The sequence below is a fragment of the Pseudomonas grandcourensis genome, from assembly GCF_039909015.1.
In the GTDB taxonomy this organism is placed as follows: domain Bacteria; phylum Pseudomonadota; class Gammaproteobacteria; order Pseudomonadales; family Pseudomonadaceae; genus Aquipseudomonas; species Aquipseudomonas grandcourensis.
This window is the reverse complement of record NZ_CP150919.1, coordinates 3217244-3236176: the sequence shown is the minus strand read 5'-3', so window position 1 is coordinate 3236176 and position 18933 is coordinate 3217244. Positions and strand designations below refer to the sequence as shown.

At 58.9% G+C, this 18933-nt stretch carries 12 protein-coding genes; 4 read left to right on the top strand and 8 right to left on the bottom strand.

Features of this window, described 5'->3' with window-relative positions:
• Positions 1–243: 243 nt before the first annotated feature.
• Both AABM52_RS14425 and AABM52_RS14420 read left to right on the top strand, forming a co-directional pair.
• Positions 244–522 carry a DUF2790 domain-containing protein gene (locus tag AABM52_RS14425; RefSeq protein WP_347912463.1) on the top strand — a complete coding sequence of 93 codons (279 nt, stop codon included), beginning with the start codon at positions 244–246 and terminating at the stop codon, positions 520–522.
• 276 nt (positions 523–798) lie between these two features.
• The gene (locus AABM52_RS14420) at positions 799–1452 is read left to right on the top strand and encodes a hypothetical protein (RefSeq protein WP_347912462.1); all 654 of its coding nucleotides are present in this window, start codon (positions 799–801) and stop codon (positions 1450–1452) included.
• A gap of 281 nt (positions 1453–1733) precedes the next feature.
• On the opposite strand, the gene AABM52_RS14415 is transcribed toward AABM52_RS14420, so the two are convergent.
• Both AABM52_RS14415 and AABM52_RS14410 read right to left on the bottom strand, forming a co-directional pair.
• A complete protein-coding gene (locus AABM52_RS14415; RefSeq protein ID WP_150752803.1) occupies positions 1734–2033 on the bottom strand; it encodes a hypothetical protein in 300 nt (99 codons plus the stop codon).
• 304 nt (positions 2034–2337) lie between these two features.
• Positions 2338–2979: a response regulator transcription factor gene (locus tag AABM52_RS14410; RefSeq protein ID WP_347912461.1), complete on the bottom strand. Its 642-nt coding sequence runs from the start codon at positions 2977–2979 to the stop codon at positions 2338–2340.
• A gap of 285 nt (positions 2980–3264) precedes the next feature.
• On the opposite strand from AABM52_RS14410, the gene AABM52_RS14405 reads away from it, so the two are divergent.
• The gene (locus tag AABM52_RS14405) at positions 3265–8127 is read left to right on the top strand and encodes a HAMP domain-containing protein (RefSeq protein WP_347912460.1); all 4863 of its coding nucleotides are present in this window, start codon (positions 3265–3267) and stop codon (positions 8125–8127) included.
• Between the two features lie 48 nt (positions 8128–8175).
• On the top strand, positions 8176–9309 hold the full coding sequence (locus tag AABM52_RS14400) for a response regulator (protein WP_347912459.1): 1134 nt from the start codon (positions 8176–8178) through the stop codon (positions 9307–9309).
• Between the two features lie 20 nt (positions 9310–9329).
• Here AABM52_RS14400 and AABM52_RS14395 read toward each other — a convergent pair whose 3' ends face one another.
• The 6 genes from AABM52_RS14395 to AABM52_RS14370 all read right to left on the bottom strand — a co-directional run bounded on the left by AABM52_RS14395 (position 9330) and on the right by AABM52_RS14370 (position 18852).
• The gene (locus AABM52_RS14395) at positions 9330–10826 is read right to left on the bottom strand and encodes a multiheme c-type cytochrome (RefSeq protein ID WP_347912458.1); all 1497 of its coding nucleotides are present in this window, start codon (positions 10824–10826) and stop codon (positions 9330–9332) included.
• A 455-nt stretch (positions 10827–11281) separates the two neighbouring features.
• Entirely contained in the window at positions 11282–12154 is an 873-nt protein-coding gene (locus AABM52_RS14390; protein ID WP_347912457.1) for an SDR family NAD(P)-dependent oxidoreductase, read from the bottom strand.
• Between the two features lie 74 nt (positions 12155–12228).
• Positions 12229–13629 (bottom strand): DUF1329 domain-containing protein, encoded by a 1401-nt coding sequence (locus AABM52_RS14385; RefSeq protein ID WP_347912456.1) that lies wholly within the window; start codon positions 13627–13629, stop codon positions 12229–12231.
• Between the two features lie 21 nt (positions 13630–13650).
• Complete coding sequence (locus AABM52_RS14380) at positions 13651–15213, bottom strand: DUF1302 family protein (RefSeq protein WP_347912455.1); 1563 nt, start codon at positions 15211–15213, stop codon at positions 13651–13653.
• A gap of 154 nt (positions 15214–15367) precedes the next feature.
• A complete protein-coding gene (locus AABM52_RS14375) occupies positions 15368–17770 on the bottom strand; it encodes an MMPL family transporter (protein ID WP_347912454.1) in 2403 nt (800 codons plus the stop codon).
• Positions 17771–17787: 17 nt separating this feature from the next.
• Positions 17788–18852 (bottom strand): YCF48-related protein, encoded by a 1065-nt coding sequence (locus AABM52_RS14370; protein ID WP_347912453.1) that lies wholly within the window; start codon positions 18850–18852, stop codon positions 17788–17790.
• Between the last annotated feature and the right edge of the window lie 81 nt (positions 18853–18933).

Here is an 18933-nt window from a genome sequence, read left to right as displayed (position 1 = left end):
GGTTCACCTTGCGTGAAAATCCGTCATGACATGTCATGACCTCTGTCAAAAATGGACTTTGGCCAACAAATACGGGGGTTAAAGGACGAATGGTCAAGAGGCGTCAAGCACGGGGAATTGCCGGGAGTTTGCAGCCACTACAGGCTTTTCAAACGGGCGCGTTCGTCGCGGTCAAGTGAACTTCACTTTCTTGACGTGTCACATTAAGTCCTTGTCAAGCAAACGTCAGTGGAGGTAAGCCTTATGAGCATGGCCACAATTGTCAGTGCCGTGATTTCCAGTCTCGCACCAAGTGTCTTCGACCAGAGCAGCCTGCAAGACCCCGGCGCGCATGTCTCAGCCGTCGAGTACCACTACGGAATGGACATCGATGTGAAACGGGTACTGCAGCGCACCGATACATCCGACAAGACCGGCGTGGTACCGGTGACCCTGGTCTACGAAGACAGCGAGGGCGAGGTTCACAAGATCCGTTTCCTCGAATGGGGTGGAAGCCCCGCCGACCCAACCAGCATTGCCTGATCCGCTCGTCGATCGGGTTCCGGGCCTCGCAGGCCCCCAGAAGCGGAAGTTAAACCTCATATGCACTCAGTGCGGATGATGTTTTTTATTACCTGAAAATGGACATGTTCGAATGACTAAAAGTTCATTCGCGAAACTCACTATTATCTTGATGGCGTAATGTCGCAAGATTAACTGATAACAATGGCTGGATCTAAATGGCAGTCAGCAACGGTAAATCCCAATCAAACCGTGCCGAGAGCCAAGTTGATTCACTATTGAAGCCAAGAGGTCACCATGGAACTTAGTATGTTCTCTTCGTCCACCGTGGAATATGTGCGTTTGGGCGTTGTATATTTTCATCTTATCGCCTGCTGCGTTGCAATCGGGCTGGTTTTGACCAGTGACATTGCAATGGTCAAGCAACTCCTGAAGGGGGATGCGTCAGGTCACCAAGATGACGCGCACATGGAAAGCCTTCAAAAAACCGTATCGCTTGCACTTGTAGCGCTCTGGATCACGGGCATTGGTATTGTCGGGATCGATTATGCCGGCAAGGGGATGGAATATTTCCTCAATCCCAAACTGCAAGCCAAAATCGGCATCGTTGTACTGTTGACCATTAACGGCTTCTTGCTGCATAGCGCGGTATTACCGGCGCTGAAAAAAGCCGGTTCGTTACTCAAACTCTCCTTCAACCTGCGCATGCTGGCGTTGTTCTCGGGGGCGTTCTCTGGCGTGTCGTGGTTCTATGCCGCCATGCTGGGGGTTGGTCGTCCGCTGGCCTGGAAATACTCGCTGGTGGAGTTGCTGGCAGCCTATCCGGTTCTCATCGTCGGTGGATTCGGGGCGATGGTACTGCTCACTGTCTGGGCAAAAGACAGAGACTCCGAAGCGCGTATGGAGCAAGGCACCCGGACAACAGGAAACGCCGCCCTGGCTGGATGGTGAAGCCAGGTTGAACAAGGAAGTTCAGCTTTAGCCAATAAATCCCGCTGTTAGCAGTTCACAAAATCCCGGCTGACAGAAATGTGCAGCCTCAATCCTCGCTGGCGGCGCCCAAGTGGCTGCCAGCGCCGGTTTGACCAAGATCCCGCCTACACCAAATCCAGTGTGTTGAACCCGCCTCGACAGCACGGGCATTAAGCTCCGTCGCCTCAGACCCTTTCGCTCATCCCCATCAATAATGCCGCGCGCCTGGAGCTCGTCCGCTAACCTGGGATGCCAGGCGCCTATCGCTTGCCCTTCATACAGACTACGGAAAGATAAGCACCCCAAAGAACACCACATAGGGCAAGTATCAGCTCCGGATTGAAAATGTTTTGATCGACCGGTGCCACCAGGATCTCGCTATAAAGGCACATGGCGCCCGCTATCAACGCGATAAAGTAGCCGGTCCGGGTTCTGGTCCGGCGCAACAACAGAACCTTTTTCAGACCTTCGTCTTTCCATTCTTGAAGGGGCATGAGTTGGATCTCCTCCAGCAGCACCACACCCCACAGTAACGCACATAACCAATAACCTATCATCATGACGTACTCCAGTTAGAACATTGATTCCTGCATGATTTCACCTGACTTTTTTGACATGGCTGTACAAGACGTTGACGAAGACAATTCCATTGAGAGGACGAACATTTGCCGAGGGGTAAATATGCTTGATTGGAACAGACCCCGCTATCGACGTTAGCAGGACTTCCTTGTGGCGATATCGGCCAAGCACTTGTAGTGATTCCACTACAAGCAGGCTGGATCCGGCGAAGCCGGGCATGTGCCGCAGAGTCTGGAGGCTGCCGAGACCGATTGAGTGGCTCGGCTGCGTCGATGGCGGGGTGTTCTAAGTCAACAGGCCGTTTTCGAGTGCATAGCGGGCGAGTTTCGCGTTGCTGTCCATCCCTGTTTTTTCCAGGATACGTGCCCGGTACGTCGTGACGGTACTCGGGCTCAAGTGCAGTATCTGTGCGATGCGGACAATCCTCTCGCCTGAAGCGAGGAGTTTTAGTACTTCAAGCTCCCGGTCCGATAGCGCTTCGTGGGGTGCCCCGTCGCCTCTGCCGATAGCGTTGACCAGTTTTTCTGCCAGCTCAGGACTGACGTGCTTGCCGCCTGAGGCCACCTTGCGAACGGCCGCAACCAGGGTGGCTGCGGAAATATCCTTGGTGAGGTATCCCGCTGCGCCGAGCTTGATCGCGCGTAACGCATAGGCCTCGACCGAATGCATGCTCAGCATCAGAACGGCGAGCTTGGGTTTCTCTGCACGCATGAGCTTGAGGAGTTGGAGGCCGGTCTTGTCGGGCAGCTGAATATCTACCAGCGCCACGTCGAAATCCTGCTCCCGGACCAGGAGCATTGCGTCTTGTGCCGTCTCTGCTTCACCCGTAACGTCGATCTCGCCGGCAGTCTCCAGCATGCGTCGCACGCCGCTACGCACGATGCTGTGATCATCCACCAGCAAGACTCTGATTTTGTGGTCAACCATCTGTATTTTCCATTCACCAGTGGCCAGCGAGCCATGGAATCTGCTGCAGCGTTTGACGTTAGCAGGCACAGAGCACACTTGCACTTTTTGCCTCAGCCATTAGTGCTCACTACTCCGGACTGCGGGTGCAGTCGGTTGGAACGGCCTGTTCCCGGCCAATTTCCCCAGGATCCGGGGGCATTGCGCCAACCTTGCTAATATTTCACAAGCCAACGCTCGGTTTTCAGCATGGTCAATACTGCAATGCCGGCTCCCGCGTGGCATCCATCTTGACTGGACATAGACATGGCCACAGTGACGACACCGATCGAAACTTTCGACATGAAGACGTTGCTGACAGCGCTCAAGGCGTTGCGCAATGGCGACTTCACCACGCGTATGCCGCAAGACTGGACCGGCATGCCGGGCAAGATCGCCGATACGCTCAACGAGATCATCGACATGGCGGCCGACACCGCCACCGAATTCGAACGCGTGGCGCGACTGATCGGCAAGCAGGGCAAGGTCGATGAGCGTATCCAATTGCCGATGATGAAAGGCTCATGGCAAAAGATCGTCAACTCGAGCAATGCGCTCACCAGCGACCTCATCAGCCCGATGAACGAGATGATTCGTGTTATCGGTTCGGTTGCCGAGGGTAATCTGAGCCAGCAGGTACCACCGGTACTCGACGACCTGAAACTGCGGGGTCAGTTCCTCAAATCCGCCAGGATCGTGAATACCATGGTGACGCGACTGGGCTCCTTCGCATCCGAGGTTACCCGCGTGGCGCGCGAAGTCGGCACTGAAGGGATTCTCGGAGGGCAGGCCAATGTCAAAGGGGTGTCCGGCACCTGGAAAGACCTGACCGACTCCGTCAACGACATGGCCGCCAATCTGACCACCCAGATGCGCAACATCGCTTACGTGACGACCGCGGTGGCCAAAGGCGATCTGGGCAAGACGATTACCGTCGAAGTCAGGGGTGAGATTCTCGAGCTGAAAAACACCATCAACACGATGGTCGGCCAGCTCTCGAGTTTCGCTGCGGAGGTGACCCGCGTGGCGCTGGAAGTCGGTACCGAAGGCAAACTGGGCGGTCAGGCGGAAGTGCGCGGCGTATCGGGCACCTGGCGCGACCTGACCGAATCGGTCAACGGCATGGCGGCCAACCTGACCACCCAGGTGCGCAACCTCGCACAGGTGACGACGGCGGTGGCGCGCGGCGACCTCGGCAAGAAAATTACCGTTGAAGCCAAGGGCGAGATTCTCGAACTGAAAAACACCATCAACACGATGGTCGACCAGCTCTCCAGCTTCGCCTCGGAGGTGACCCGCGTCGCCCTGGAAGTCGGTACCGAAGGCAAACTGGGCGGACAGGCTGAAGTGACCGGCGTGTCCGGTACCTGGAAGGACTTGACCAATTCGGTCAACGGCATGGCGGCCAACCTGACCACCCAGGTGCGCAACATTGCCGACGTGACGACGGCGGTGGCCAACGGCGACCTGTCACGCAAGATCACAGCCGAAGCGAAAGGTGAAATTCTCCAGCTCAAGGAAACCATCAACACAATGGTGGACCAGCTCTCGACCTTTGCCGACGAAGTGACGCGCATGGCTCGCGAAGTGGGGACTGATGGCAAGCTCGGTGGCCAGGCCAGAGTGACGGGCGTCGGTGGAACCTGGAAAGACTTGACCGACTCGGTCAACAGCATGGCGGCCAACCTGACCAATCAGGTGCGCAACATCGCCGACGTGACGACGGCGGTGGCCAAAGGTGACCTGGGGCGCAAGATTACCGTGGAAGCCAAAGGCGAAATCATGGAACTGAAGAACACCATCAACACCATGGTGGACCAGCTCAACAGCTTTGCCGCCGAAGTGACGCGGGTGGCGCGCGAAGTCGGCACAGAAGGCAAGCTCGGGGGACAGGCACAGGTGCAAGGCGTGTCCGGCACCTGGAAGGATTTGACCGAAAACGTGAACTTCATGGCGGCCAACCTGACCAGCCAGGTGCGAGGCATCGCCAAAGTGGTGACCGCAGTCGCCAACGGCGACATGAAGAAGAAACTGACACTGGAAGCCAAGGGCGAGATCGCCGAACTGGCCGACACCATCAACGGCATGACCGATACCCTGGCACTGTTCTCCGATCAGGTGACCTCGGTGGCGCGTGAAGTGGGGGTCGAGGGCAAGCTGGGGGGCCAGGCCAACGTGCCGGGTGCTGCCGGCACCTGGCGCGACCTGACCGACAACGTGAACGGTCTGGCGGCCAACCTGACCAATCAGGTGCGCGCCATTGCCGACGTGGCGACTGCCGTTACCAAGGGCGATCTGACGCGTTACGTGGAGGTGGAAGCAAAGGGTGAAGTGGCGGAATTGAAGGACAACGTCAACGAGATGATCCGCAACCTGCGCGAAACCACCCGGCAAAACGCGGAGCAGGATTGGCTCAAGAGCAATCTCGCGAAATTCAACCGTCTGCTGCAGGGCCAGCGCGATCTGGCGGCCGTCTCCAAGATGGTGCTGTCTGAACTGGCTCCGCTGATCAACGCCCAGCACGGTGTGTTCTACATGATGAACGAGAGCCCGCCCGACCCTGCGAAACTCAAACTGCTGTCCGCTTATGCGTACAAGGGAAACATCAATGTGAACGATGAGTGGCGGCTCGGCGAGGGCCTGGTCGGGCAATGCGCCTACGAGAAGCGGCGCATCCTGCTGACCGATGTACCCGCCAATTACGTCGCGATTTCATCGGGACTGGGTGCGGCCGCCCCACTGAATATCATCGTGTTGCCGATCCTGTTCGAGAACAAGGTCAAGGCCGTCGTCGAAATGGCGTCGTTCACGCGCTACAGCATCATTCATCAAACCTTCCTTGATCAGCTTGCTGAATCGATTGGTATCGTGCTCAACACGATCGAAGCCAATATGCGTACCGAAGAACTGCTCAAGCAGTCGCAGTCGCTGGCGCAGGAGTTGCAAAAGCAACAAGAAGAATTGAGACAGACCAACGAGGAACTGGGGGACAAGGCCGGACTGCTGGCGGAGCAGAAAGCCGAAGTCGAGCGCAAGAACCGCGAAGTCGAAATCACCAAGCTGTCGCTGGAGGAGAAGGCGGAGCAGCTGATGCTGACCTCGAAGTACAAGTCCGAATTCCTCTCCAGCATGTCCCATGAGCTCAGAACGCCACTGAACAGCCTGCTGATCCTGGCCCGGCAGCTCAGCGACAACGCAGAACACAACCTCACGCCCAGGCAGGTCGAATATGCCAAGACCATCCGTAGCGCGGGCAAAGACCTGCTGGAGCTGATCGACGAGATTCTCTATCTGTCCAAGATCGAGTCGGGTACGGTCACACTGGATTTCAATGAAGCGCTGTTCGCCGATCTGCACGAGCAGATCGAACGCACCTTCCGGCCGGTCGCCGAAAGCCGGGGCCTGACCTTCACGATTGAACTGGCGCCTGCCCTGCCCCCCGTCATCCGGACCGACGAAAAGCGCCTGCTGCAGGTGGTCAAGAACCTGCTGTCCAACGCCTTCAAGTTCACTGAGCAAGGCAGCGTCAAGATCAGCATCGAACCCGCTGTGTCCGGATGGAGCGTGGATAACAGCGAACTGAATTGTGCCGATGCAGTGGTCGCCTTCGTGGTCACCGACACCGGCATTGGCGTATCTGCCGGCAAGCAGAAGCTCATCTTCGAAGCGTTCCAGCAAGCAGATACCGGAACCTCACGAAAATACGGCGGCACTGGCCTCGGCCTGTCGATCAGCCGCGAGCTCGCACACCGGCTGGGTGGTGAGGTGCGGTTGATCCCCGGTGAGATCGGCAAGGGCAGTACTTTCGCGCTGTACGTGCCCTTGCGTACACAGGATGCCCAGCGTCAGACGCTAAACGAATCCACGACAGAGGCAGTACCTGGCCAAGTCAGGCGCGACCTCATGCCAAGCCCGTCTGCACAGATACCGGACGACCGCGAGTCGGTCCAAGCCGGGGACCAGGTGCTACTGATGCTCGAGGGTGACGCCCGATTCGCCAGCATTCTGCTCGAGGCCGCGCACCAGAAGGGATTCAGGGCTATCGTCACGACCCGTGGCGCGGATGCACTGGAGCTTGTCGAGCGCTTCAAACCCGCCGCGATCACACTGGACCCGGGCCTGACGGACATCGATGGCTGGTCGCTGCTCGAGCAGTTGAAGCGCAATTTCGCCACGCGTCACATCCCGGTCCAGATCATCTCGACCGCTGACGACCACACACGCGGGCTGCGCTATGGCGCTTTCGACTATCTGCTCAAGCCGGTCACCGCCGACGAAATTCAAAATGCGCTGGTCGGCATCGTGGCATTCGCTCAACGCAAGACCAGGAACCTGCTGCTCATCGACGGCAACGACGGGAGCCGCGCCCGCATCCTCGATCTACTCGGCAATACCGACCTGAAGATCGAGGCGACCGCCAGCGACGCGCAAGCCTTGAAGAAACTGGCAAAGAAACGCTACGACTGCTTGGCAATCAATCTCAAACTGCCCGACGCATCCGGCATCAGCTTTCTCGAGGCATTGCAGCAAGACCACGCTCTGCGTGAATTGCCGATCGTCGCCTATGGTGCAGAGACACTGACCAAGCCGGAACACGAGCGTTTCAGAACACTGCTCGGCAAGGGCGTGATCAAGGCCGTTGAGTCCCCAGAGCGCATACTCGATGAAACCGCACTGTTTCTACACCGTGTCGTAGCCAGGCTGCCGCAGACCCAGCGCAGGATGCTGGAAAAACTCTATGAGGGTTCGGACAGTCTCGAGGGTAAAAAGGCCCTGGTGGTCGACGATGACGTGCGCAATATTTTTGCCCTGACCAGCGTGCTTGAGTGCAACAAAATGCTGGTGGCCACGGCCGAAAACGGTCGAACCGCCATAGAACTGCTGCAGCAGCAGCCCGATACCGACATCGTGCTGATGGACATCATGATGCCCGAGATGGATGGCTTTGAAACCATGCGCCAGATCCGTACATTCAAGAGATTTGAAACCCTGCCCATGATTGCGCTGACGGCCAAAGCGATGATGGGCGACCGTGAAAAGTGCATCGAGGCAGGAGCCTCGGACTATGTCAGCAAGCCGGTGGATACCGACCAGTTGCTGTCGCTGATGCGCAAATGGCTCTATCGATGACGCTGTACCGCGCTCATTGCGGCTAGCGCAAACAGAAGTGGCATAAACATGCAGCAGGAACCTCCGGTATTCAGTGAGAGCGCCCAGGTGCGGCACCCGCTCCCGCCTGATGGCGTGCCCGCATCAGTGTTGCTGGTGGATGACAATCCCGCCAAGCTTACGGCGCTCGCCGCGGTGATTGCCGACATGGGCCTCGATATTGCCACGGCGACCTCCGGGCGCGAGGCGCTGCGCCTGCTATTGCAGCGCGACTTCGCCGTCATTCTGCTCGACGTGAAAATGCCGGTGATGGATGGTTTTGAAACCGCTGCACTCATTCACGGCCGTCCGAAGTCGGCCCACACACCCATTATCTTCGTCACAGCTGAGGCCGAAACGGATTCCGAGCGTTTCCGCGGTTATACGTCCGGCGCAGTGGATTACATCTTCTCGCCGATTGTGGCCGAGGTTCTTCGCGCCAAGATCCGGGTGTTTGTCGACCTGTTCTACCTGCAGCGCAAACTGACGATGCAGGCCGAAGAATTGCTGCAATCGAAGCTGCAGCTGCGTGAACTGGCCTCCTATCAGGAGCACATCAAGGAAGAAGAGCGAAAGCGGATCGCACGCGACATCCATGACGAGCTGGGACAGAGCCTGCTGGCGTTGCGAATCGATGTTTCCATGTTGCAGGCGCGCACCAGTACCATGCACCCCAAGCTCAACGAAAAGGCCAGCGACGCCCTGAACCACCTCGATACAGCCATCCGCAGTGTCCGCAGTATCATCAATGATCTGCGACCGCCCGTACTTGATCTTGGATTGCAGGCAGCGATCGAGTGGCAACTTGAAGAATTCCGGCAACGCAGCGCGATCGATTGCACGATGTCGGCGAAAGACGAAAATTTCCGTTGCGATCTAAATGAAAAATCCGCCACGACCCTGTTCCGCATCGTGCAGGAATCGCTGTCGAATATTGCCCGGCATGCGCAAGCGACACAGGTGCGTATCGAGCTCTCATGGGAGGGTCAGCGGCTTTACCTGCAGATCAAAGACAACGGTGTAGGCATGACGGATCGCAAAAAATTGAACTCGTTCGGGCTGGTGGGAATGAAGGAACGCATCAGCATGCTGGGCGGGGAATTCACGATCGACAGCGCGCCGGACAAAGGAACGAAATTAACGATATCGCTGCCACTCGACTGACCCGGATGGCAGTGACATGTTCATTCTTTGTAGTAAGCGCTAGCGTCGTCGAGTTTCAACTTCGCGGGTACCGCCTGCTTCGCCGTTTCGGATCCGGTCGACAGGGGTACGCTCTGCGTGACGTTGGACATCCGGGTGATTTCCACCTGCACTTTATCCTTGCCGAGCAGGTAGTCGGCCAGTTTCTGGGAAAACGGCCAGTAGTTCAGATCGGCTGTCAGGGTCAGCGGCCCGACGGCGTCGGCGGGCACCAGGAACGAGAACTCCCCGACATCGTAGCCCTTGGGCAGAATGCGGTTGTCCGAGAGAATCTGCGTGGCATTCCAGACCTCGACGTCCAACGGATTGCCGTCCTTGTCGCCTATGTGCACCTTGAAATTTCGCGTATTGACCTCGGTCTTTCCGTCCTTGATCGATCCCAAGCGGTAGATCTCGCGACCAGTGGCATCCTGCACCCGGAAATCGATCCACATCTCCCGCCCCTCGGGAAAGCCGGTCGGCAGCTTGTGCCCGGCGCCGACGTTGGTCACTTTGACCGCTACCGAGGTGTATTGCCCGGGCGTCATGGCGGCCGGCACTTGCTCGAACTTTATGTCCCCGGCGCCCGTGAGCATGTCGCGTGCACGTTGCGCCCCCTCCTCCTGACCGAGATGCTTGAGCATCATCGCGTTGGCCCCGCTGAACCAATGCGAGGCAACCTCCTCGCGGTCTGGCCCCATGATCGCGGCCTTGCCTGCAAAACCCGGCATATGGCAGCTCTGGCAGGTCACATTGTTCAGGCTGTAGGTGCTCTCCTGCCATTCGTCATAGGTGCGCTCCACCGCCACGCTGCTGAAGGGGTGCGTGACGTTGTGGCAGGTGCCGCAAAAGTCCGAGCGGGTGTGCAGGGCGGAATACACGGTGTCGTGATAAGGCGAAACGGCATCCCTGCGCGGGCCGAACTTGGTCGGCTTGCCGTGTGCCCGCGGACTCAGGACATAGGCGCCGTTGTCGAGGCCCGTGCGGGCACTGATGTTGTGGCAGGTCTCGCAATCGACCCCAGGCATCGGGTGATTCTTGGCACTGTCTTCAATCGAGGAGCGGTTGACTTGCGAAGTGATCTGCCCGGTCGTGAGACCGATCGGGGTATGGCAGCCGGTGCAGAAGTTATCGACCTTGCCTTCGGTGGCCGAACTCGCGCGCTTGAGCAAGGCCCGATAGATGGGTTCATCCCAGGCCTGGGACATCATCGACGAGCGCCACTGCTTGTAGATCTCCGTATGACAAGCGCCACAGACCTGGGCATTGTCGAAGTCCTTCACATTCAAGACCAGGTTGCCGGTGGTATTGGCCCGATGGGGAAAGAACGGCATCCCGCCAATCACATGCATGAGCCTGGAGCGTGCCGGCTCCACCCACTTATCGTTACTTTGATTGTCATTGCCCTGAGGCTCGTCCGCCGCAACCAGCGTGGCCGTCAGCAGGCAAACCAGCAAGCACAACAGACGAAGCAGCGACACTACCTTGCAGTGGTTCATAACGACTTCCCCTGGACAGTTGCAGAGGATGACCGCAGCACTTTCATTGAGTCGCCAGGGGTATTTCGTGATGCAACCCGACGGTTACATCAATCGCTCAATGGGGGTACTTACAGCTCCACGGCGTCCCGGCACCTTTCATGAACGGGATAGCCTCGCTCAGCAATTACCCTGCCATCGGTGCAGCAATATTTATCGGCATGCCTGAACGCCCCGCAAACATTGCTCGGAATCTGAAATTCCCGAGTTGATGGAGACGCGAATCCTGCTGGGGAATCGCGCCCATTAGCGGGGGGAATTCACGCCGAAATCGGGGGGATTCAGATCAGGGGCCAGTACTGCAGTACAACCGCCGCACAACATCCGATAGCCGTATTGCTCCCCCGGATTTCATGAGTCGCTCAGATCCGTACCGTCACCTGGGCCGCCGACTCCATCGCTGCAACCAGCTTTACTTATGTACCTGTCGGTTCGATGGCCGGATGCGCCCACGCAGGAATGACCGGCGCCGGCAACCTCTCGCGGCCGTCCAGGGTGAAGACCGGCAATCCGTGAGCCAGGGGAAAGTGCAGGCTGTGGGTGATCAGTCCGGTTCGGTCGCGAGCAGGTAAATGGCACAACGCCAATGCGCTTTCCACCAGGTATTCGACGGGCTCGGTCGGGTAGTCGTCGGGGATATAGCGCCCGCCACCCGGGGTACGAATCGCGGTGCTCGGCCCCACGGTGTTCACCGCAATATTGTCGACCAAAAGCTCAGCCGCCAGGCTCTGGGTGAACCGGTTGATCGCCGCCTTGGCCGCGGAATAGACGGAGATCCCGCCGAATCGTTCGAAGTCGCCGTAGGGGCGCAGCGGTGGCAGAGCCGTGACCGATCCCAGGTTCAGAATCCAGCCGCCACCCCGAGCCCGCATCAAGGGTATTGCAGCCTGGCTCAGTGCGAATGGCACCCGCAAATAATGATCGAGCGTGCGCTCGAACACACTGAACGGCATCGTTTCAACGTCGCAGTACTCGGCGAAACCCGCGTTGTTGACGAGGATATCCAGGCCGCCCGTGACGGCGACGGCGCGAGCGACCAAGGTGTCGCGCTCGGCGGGTAGTTCCAGGTCGGCCGCCAATGGAATGGCCTGGCCACCGGAGCTCCTGATCAGTTCGACTGTCTCGGCCAATGTCCCCGGCAGGCTGGTCGTCTGCTCGAGGCTGCGTGCGCTCACCACCACGATCGCCCCTTCTGCCGCGAAACGCTGGGCGATGGCGCGGCCGATGCCCCGGCTGGCGCCGGTGACAAGAGCAACCTTCCCGGCCAGTTTTTGAGTTGTTTGGGTCATGGGTACTCCTTGGAATCAAGTCAGGTGCAAAGCCATCTCCGTGTCGAGCCGATGGCTTTGCTGTTGTGTGAAGATCAGTGTCCGGCCCGGGCCGCCGCTTCCGCGGTGAACATCGCCGGCGTCCAATCCTTACCGGCGTTGAGCAATGGCGCACCCCGTTCATTCGGCACGTTGTCGATCAGGTAGGCACCGGAGATCAGGTCCTGGTGGGCGGCGATGCCCCAGTACGGCGTTTGCGTTTCGTAGGCCCACATCCAGTTGCCCAACACCGTGCGCCACAGCTGACCGCGACCGTCGTACTGGTCTGTCATCACCGCCGACCAGGTGTCCTCGTTGATGTAAAACACACGCTTGGAATACTGATGACGGAAACCTTCCTTGAGCGTGGCTTCCAGCACCCACACACGTTGCAGTTCGAAGCGCATGTAGTCGGTATTGATGTGGCCCTTGTATTTGGCCAGGTCAGCCATTTTCACGTCGCTCTGGTTGGTGCTGTAGGCGTTCCAGGGAATGTAGATTTCCTTCTTGCCGACGATCTTCCAGTCGTAGCGCTCAGGCGAACCGTTGAACATGTGGTGTTCGTCCACCACCCGGAAACCACCAACGCCCAAGGGCATGTCAAAACCGAACGAAGGCGCCTGTCGAACCCGTCGTGTTCCGGGGTTGTAGAGGTACACGTCACGCGGGCTTTCCTTGTAGTTGAAGGACTCCAGCGAGACGTTCACGCTGCCCTTGTCGCGCAGCGGCAGGATGGTTTTGGTCAGCGACAGTGCGTTGAGCCTGCCGTACTTCGAGCCGGCATCGGCGGTGTCGCGCATCACCCCGGGATCACTGCGCAGCCCGAGGAATCTGGACAGGGTTTCACCCCAGGCCAGATTGCCATCCGGGTACACCACCAGTTCCTGGGTGGTGACCTCCGTGGTGTAAGGCTGGGCACCGGTGTTGTTGATGTTCCACAAAAGTTCCAGGCCGGTTTTCGGGATAGGGAACGGACTTGATCCAGTGACCGCTGCCAGGCCCAACCCATCGTCGACCAGTTGCGCCGTGACCGCGTTTTTCTTGAACGCTGTACACACCCACTCTGGAAAGTCGAAATCGCGATGGCTGGTGTAGACCGGGATGTGGAAGGTCTCCGGGTACTTCGTCAGCAAGGCCTTCTGGCCATCGGTGAGCTTGTCGGCGTACTGCGACATGTTTTTCGCAGTAATGTCGAACAGCGGTTTTTCGGCGGCGTAAGGGTTTGGCCAGAAATGCCCGGTGCCCTCGTATTTCACGGTGTCGGGTGTGCCCACCCACTTGCCGGAAAAAGCCGGGATCGTGCCCTCGGCATTACCGGCACGTTCCGCGCCGGCACAGGTCAGATCGTGGCCAAGCCTGGCCGCTTCTTCGGGCGAAACCCTGGCCCAGGCCGATGGACTCAACGCGGTCAGAACACCGACAGCGAGCAGACTTGCACGGAAAATCGAAGCCTTCATCACATGCTCTCCTGATGGATCTTATAAGTTGTATTTGATGTTGATCGCCACGAAATCGCGGTCGGCCAGCGGTTTTTCCAACGGGTCCGGCGAGCCGAGATAGGCGTTGTAGGTCACACCCACCTGAAGGTTGTTCAGGTACTTGAATACGCCACCGAGGCTCGCACGGGAGTCCCCGTCGCCGCCGAAACCGAAGGAACTGACAGCGGACTGATTGAAGGAGCGGCCATAGGTGAAAGGCACGTCCATGTCCCAGCCCACGAAAACGTTGGGGTACGTCAGGGTGACGTTGAACTGGCCGAATTGTGCGTTGCGATCGTAGGCCAGGCTGGAGAGACCACCCTCGTCGACGTCGTTGACGTGGACCGCGCCAAGCTCGCCGGAAAAACTCGCTTGAGGTGAAATCCAGGTGTTGCCCCAGGTTTTCAACGCCGACACTTGCACCTGAGTGGCGTTGCCGCGGGACACACCAGTTTTGGTCACCAGCGGCGTGCCGTCCTTGTAGCTGACCTCTCCGGACACCTGCCAGTCGCCCAGCCGGGTGGAGAGGCTGGCGCCGGTCAGGTCGATGTCTTCGAAGTATTTGAGGTGGTAGCTCCGCGTCGCAAAATCGGTGATCACACTGGGGGTGCGATCGTGGTAGCGAAGGCGGTACACCCCCACTTCGGTAAACGGCGTGACCTTGTAGCGAGCACCCACGCCCCACTCCCCGCCATCACGGGCATTTTCGCTCGGCCCTCGGGTCAGCGCCCCACCATTGTTGAGCAGTGTCGCGAGATCACCGGGCGCCAACCGTATGAAATCAGAGCCTGGCCCGATCATGTCGGCATAGGAAAAATAGTCGCCTCCGGGTGACAACTCATAAGGATGATTTTTGAATTGGGTATAGCCAAGCAGGGTCAGGTCCTTGATCGTGAACTTGCCGGAGGCTTGCAGTTCAGGCAGCAGGACTTCCTTGATCTCGGTACCCGGAATGTTGGTCTTGGTGGCATCGACGGGGCCCTGCACTCCGGAGATGCCGGAGATGTAGAGGCTTTCACCCCAGGCGACAACTTGGTTGCCCAGGCGCAGGTCAAGGTAGCCGTTGTCGCCGACGGTCTGGGTCGTGTAGGCATAGGCGTCGAGCAGGCGCGTGCGCGTGCCGCTACGATCTTGCGCCTGGGAGGTGAAATGATCGACCGCGCCGAGCTTGTTGATGGTCGCGGCCGAGTCGTTGTCGTTGGAGCTCATGTAGGCAAAATCGTAGAAGGTCGAGCCCCGCAGCAGGACACCATTGTCACCCTTGTGAATGTTCAGTTCGCCTAGCGCGCTGACGCGATTGTTGAAGAAACTGCCGCGGTCGAAATTGCGGTCACCGTCGTCACCGTTGATGTTGTTCAGCAGCTTGTGAGCCTGCTTCTCCGTCCGGGTGTTGAGGGCATAGTTGAGCGTCGTGAGGTAATCCGCTTCGATCCCGTCACCGAACTCGAAGGTGCCCGCCTGTACGGACGGCAACGCAAACGTGGTCAAGGCACACGTCACGCAGCTCAGCTTGAAATGGCGCGACAGCATGCGACGCCTGTTCTCTGGTTTTGTATCGTTCATCTAGACAGCTCCACTGGGACATTCTTGTGAGTTGTTGTTGTCCTGTAACAACCGTGATCTGCTTTTTTTGGCGCAGCGACGCCCACGGTCAGAACGCCATTGCGCTACCGGAAAAAGGTGTTGTCGGAGGAAGTTTTTGTAGCGTGTCGCCCGGCTAGCGAGCGACGGGTGTTCGCGTCTGCGCAGCAGAAACCATGCACCGTCGGCCCACGTTCAGCCAACAGGCCAACGCCGGTAGCAACAGCACCGCTGCGAATACATTGACCAGGAACATGAAGGCCAACAGCAGGCCCATGTCCGCTTGAAACTTGAGAGGGGAAAAGGCCCAGGTCGCTACGCCAATCGACATGGTCACTGCGGTGAACACTGCGGCAGTGCCACGCTGACGAAAGGCTTCATAAAAGGCCGTGCGCAAATCCTGCCCTGCCCGTTCGAGTTGATGTTCGACCCGTTCGAACAGATAGATCCCGTAGTCCACCCCTACCCCGACGCCCAGGGCTACCACGGGTAGCGTCGCCACTTTCAGGCCGATCCCCAACACAGCCATCAAGGCATTGCACAGCACCGATACCACCGCCAGCGGCGCAATGATGCACAACACCGCCTTCCAGGAGCGAAAGGTCAAAAAGCACATCAGGGTGATTGCGCTGAAGATCGCCACGAGCATTTCGATTTCAGCCTTTTCGACGGCTTCATTGGTGGCCGCCATCACCCCGGCGTTGCCGCCTGCCAATTGGAAGGCCTGACCGACGCGAAATCCGCTAGCGGTGTCATCGTTCGCTTGCAGGGCGATGTAGCGCTTGATCTCCCGGGTCAGGTGGCCAAGTGTCGCGCCCTCGTGATTCTGCGTGTAGATCAGCACCTGCATGGCCGAGCAACCCTGGGTGTTCATGCCCATGTCCGGGTTGTACGCCTCGGCACCCTGTTGCAGGGCCTGGCTGCTGCGTGGCAAGGCCGACCAGCGCGGATTACCTTCGTTGTTGGCGGTGATGCCGACCTTGGCCAGGTCCGGCACACTGACCACTGACTGCACACCCGGCACGCCGCGCAAAAAGGTGGCGAACTTGTCCACGGCGTTCATCACGTCGTAGTGCAGACAGGCGTCATCGCCAGCGAACTGTTTCGCTTCGACCACCACCGTCAGCACGTCCACGCCAATCGCGTAGCGGTCGACGATGCTGTGGCTGTCGACGTTGTACCGCGAACCGTCGCGCAATTCCGGTGCACCGCTGCCGATGTCCCCGACCACCAGTTTGCGTGACTCGACAATGCCCACCGCCAGCAAGCACAGGGACACACCGATCACCAACAGCGCCGGCCCCGGCCGGGTCACAGTGGACAGCGCCCACCAGAACGGATGGCGCCCGCCCGCGGCAACCCTGGCACGCCGCGCGGAATCTTCCAGGCGCATGTTCGACAGCAGGATCGGCAGCAGCATCTTGTTGGTGACGATCATCAGCAACACGCCCAGGCACGCCATGATCCCCAACTCACGGACGCTGTCGATCTGAATGCGCATGATCACCGCAAACCCCAAGGCGTTGGCCAGCAACGCCAGGGCGCCGGGCACGAAGATACGGCGGAAACAGCTGTGGGCGGCCGTCAGCGAATCGGCACCTGTCAACACTTCAAGTTTCCAGGCGTTGGTCATCTGCACGGCATGAGAAACTCCGATGGAAAAGATCAGGAAAGGCACAAGGATCGACATCGGATCGATGCCAAAGCCGATCAATGGCAGCAACCCGAGCAACCAGATCACCGGCAGCAGCGCAACGGTCAGCGCCAGCAGGGTCAAGCGCAGGGAACAACAGTAGAAAAACAGCAACACCGTGGTGATGACAAAGGCCACCAGGAAGAAAGTGAAGACACTCGACAGGCCACTGATGATGTCGCCGATCAGTACCGGAAAACCGATGACATTGACCTCGATCTGCTCGCTGGCGTACTTGTCCCGGATCTTGTCCAGCGCGGCGGCGACTTCGGTGTAATCCACCTTGCGCCCGTTTTGCGGATTGATTTCCTGCAGATCGGCACGTATCAGGGCGCCCTTCAAATCGTTCTGCACCAGTCGGCCGATCACCCCGGATCGCGCTACGTTGCGGCGCACCAGGTCCAGGTCCGCCGGGCTGGCGCTGAAACGTGCAGGTACCACCACGTCGCCGTAGAAGCCCTGCTCGGTCACCTCGACGTAACGGGTGTCCGGGGTGAACAGGGATGACACCCGGGTACGCTCGACCCCCGGAATGAAAAACACCTCATCACTTGCCGCGTGCAGCGCCTTGAGGAACACAGGGTTGTAGATGTCACCCTCGCCCTTCCAGCGCAGGTTGAACAACACCCGGTTGGCCCCCGGAAACGCATCCAGGTACTGGATGAATGTCTGCATGTAAGGGTGTTGCAGGGGGATCATTTTGTAGAAACCGGGATCAAGCTTGATCCGTGTCGCCGTGCCGGCGAACACCACGGTCAGGACGACAAACAGCGGCAGCAACCAACGTCGGTGAGCCATCAAAAGGTCGGCGCAACGGTCGACCAGCAGCGTTTTATTGTTATTCATGAGAGTGCTCGCATCCGTCAGTGATTCGACGTTGCCAAGGGGAGGTTTTCGAAGGCGATACCCTGCTGCCCGGTGTAGATCAGGCGCCCGTCAGCGGCCTGGCCCACACTGGAGAAACTGGGCCCGTTACCGGCGTGCAGTAATTGGAAGGTTTCTCCGCGATCGGCTGAAACAATGACCACGCCACCCTCCCCGACCAGCACCACATGGCCATCACGGGTCAGCGTGCCGCCGTATAGCGCCCGTTCCGTGCCCGACTCGATCGCTGTCCAGGACTGACCGAAATCGCTGCTGCGAAACACCTTGCCGCGCATGCCATAGGCCAGCCAGTCGTTGCCCGACAAGGCAATCAGGCCGAACAGGCTGCCCGTATAAAAACCGCTCAGACGGGTCCAGTTCTGACCACCATCGGTGGAGCGCGCGGCCAGGCCGCTTTCGCCGACCAGCATCATCCTGTCGGGACCGCTGCCGGCCACGCCATACAGATGCCGATCCCCCAGTCCGACGTTGCGCTTTTGCCAGGTTCGGCCCTGGTCGGTCGAAAGACGGAAATCGCCAAAACTTCCAATGGCGAAGAATGGACCGGTGGGGTTTCCCCAGACGTTCATCAAGACATTGCCGGCATCAGCGTCGAAATTCGCTTCCTTCCAGGTTTGCCCGTCGTCCTCACTGCGCAAAATCCAGCTATCGTGTCCGACCGCCAGGGCCAGCGTCTTGTTGGCAACGAACACTTGGGTCAGGGTCGAACCACGCGACGGGCTTACGGTGGCCTCGTCCCATTGCCGGCCTGCATCCCGGCTGACGAACAGGTGGCCCAACTCGCCGGCGGCCAACAGTTTGGCGCCCGCTTGAGCCACGCCGTTGATCAACATCTGCTGTGGTTGTACACGGGTCGGCGCCGTTGTTGGGGTGGGACGGGGCAGAAACGAGGCGACCGAACCCACGGCCACCATGCCAACCAGACACAGGCCCAACCAGGTTCGCGATTGGCCGCACCGGACCCCGGGTGCGGTACCGATGCTCAACTTGACCGGGGGTTGCCGGTTACTGACCGGCGCACGGCATTGCTGTTCACTGCCCATACCTGCTGCTCCTGATGCCTGTTCGATTGACACCAGTAGAGCCGCGCCGCGCAGGGGCAGCCATCGTCCATTTAGACGATA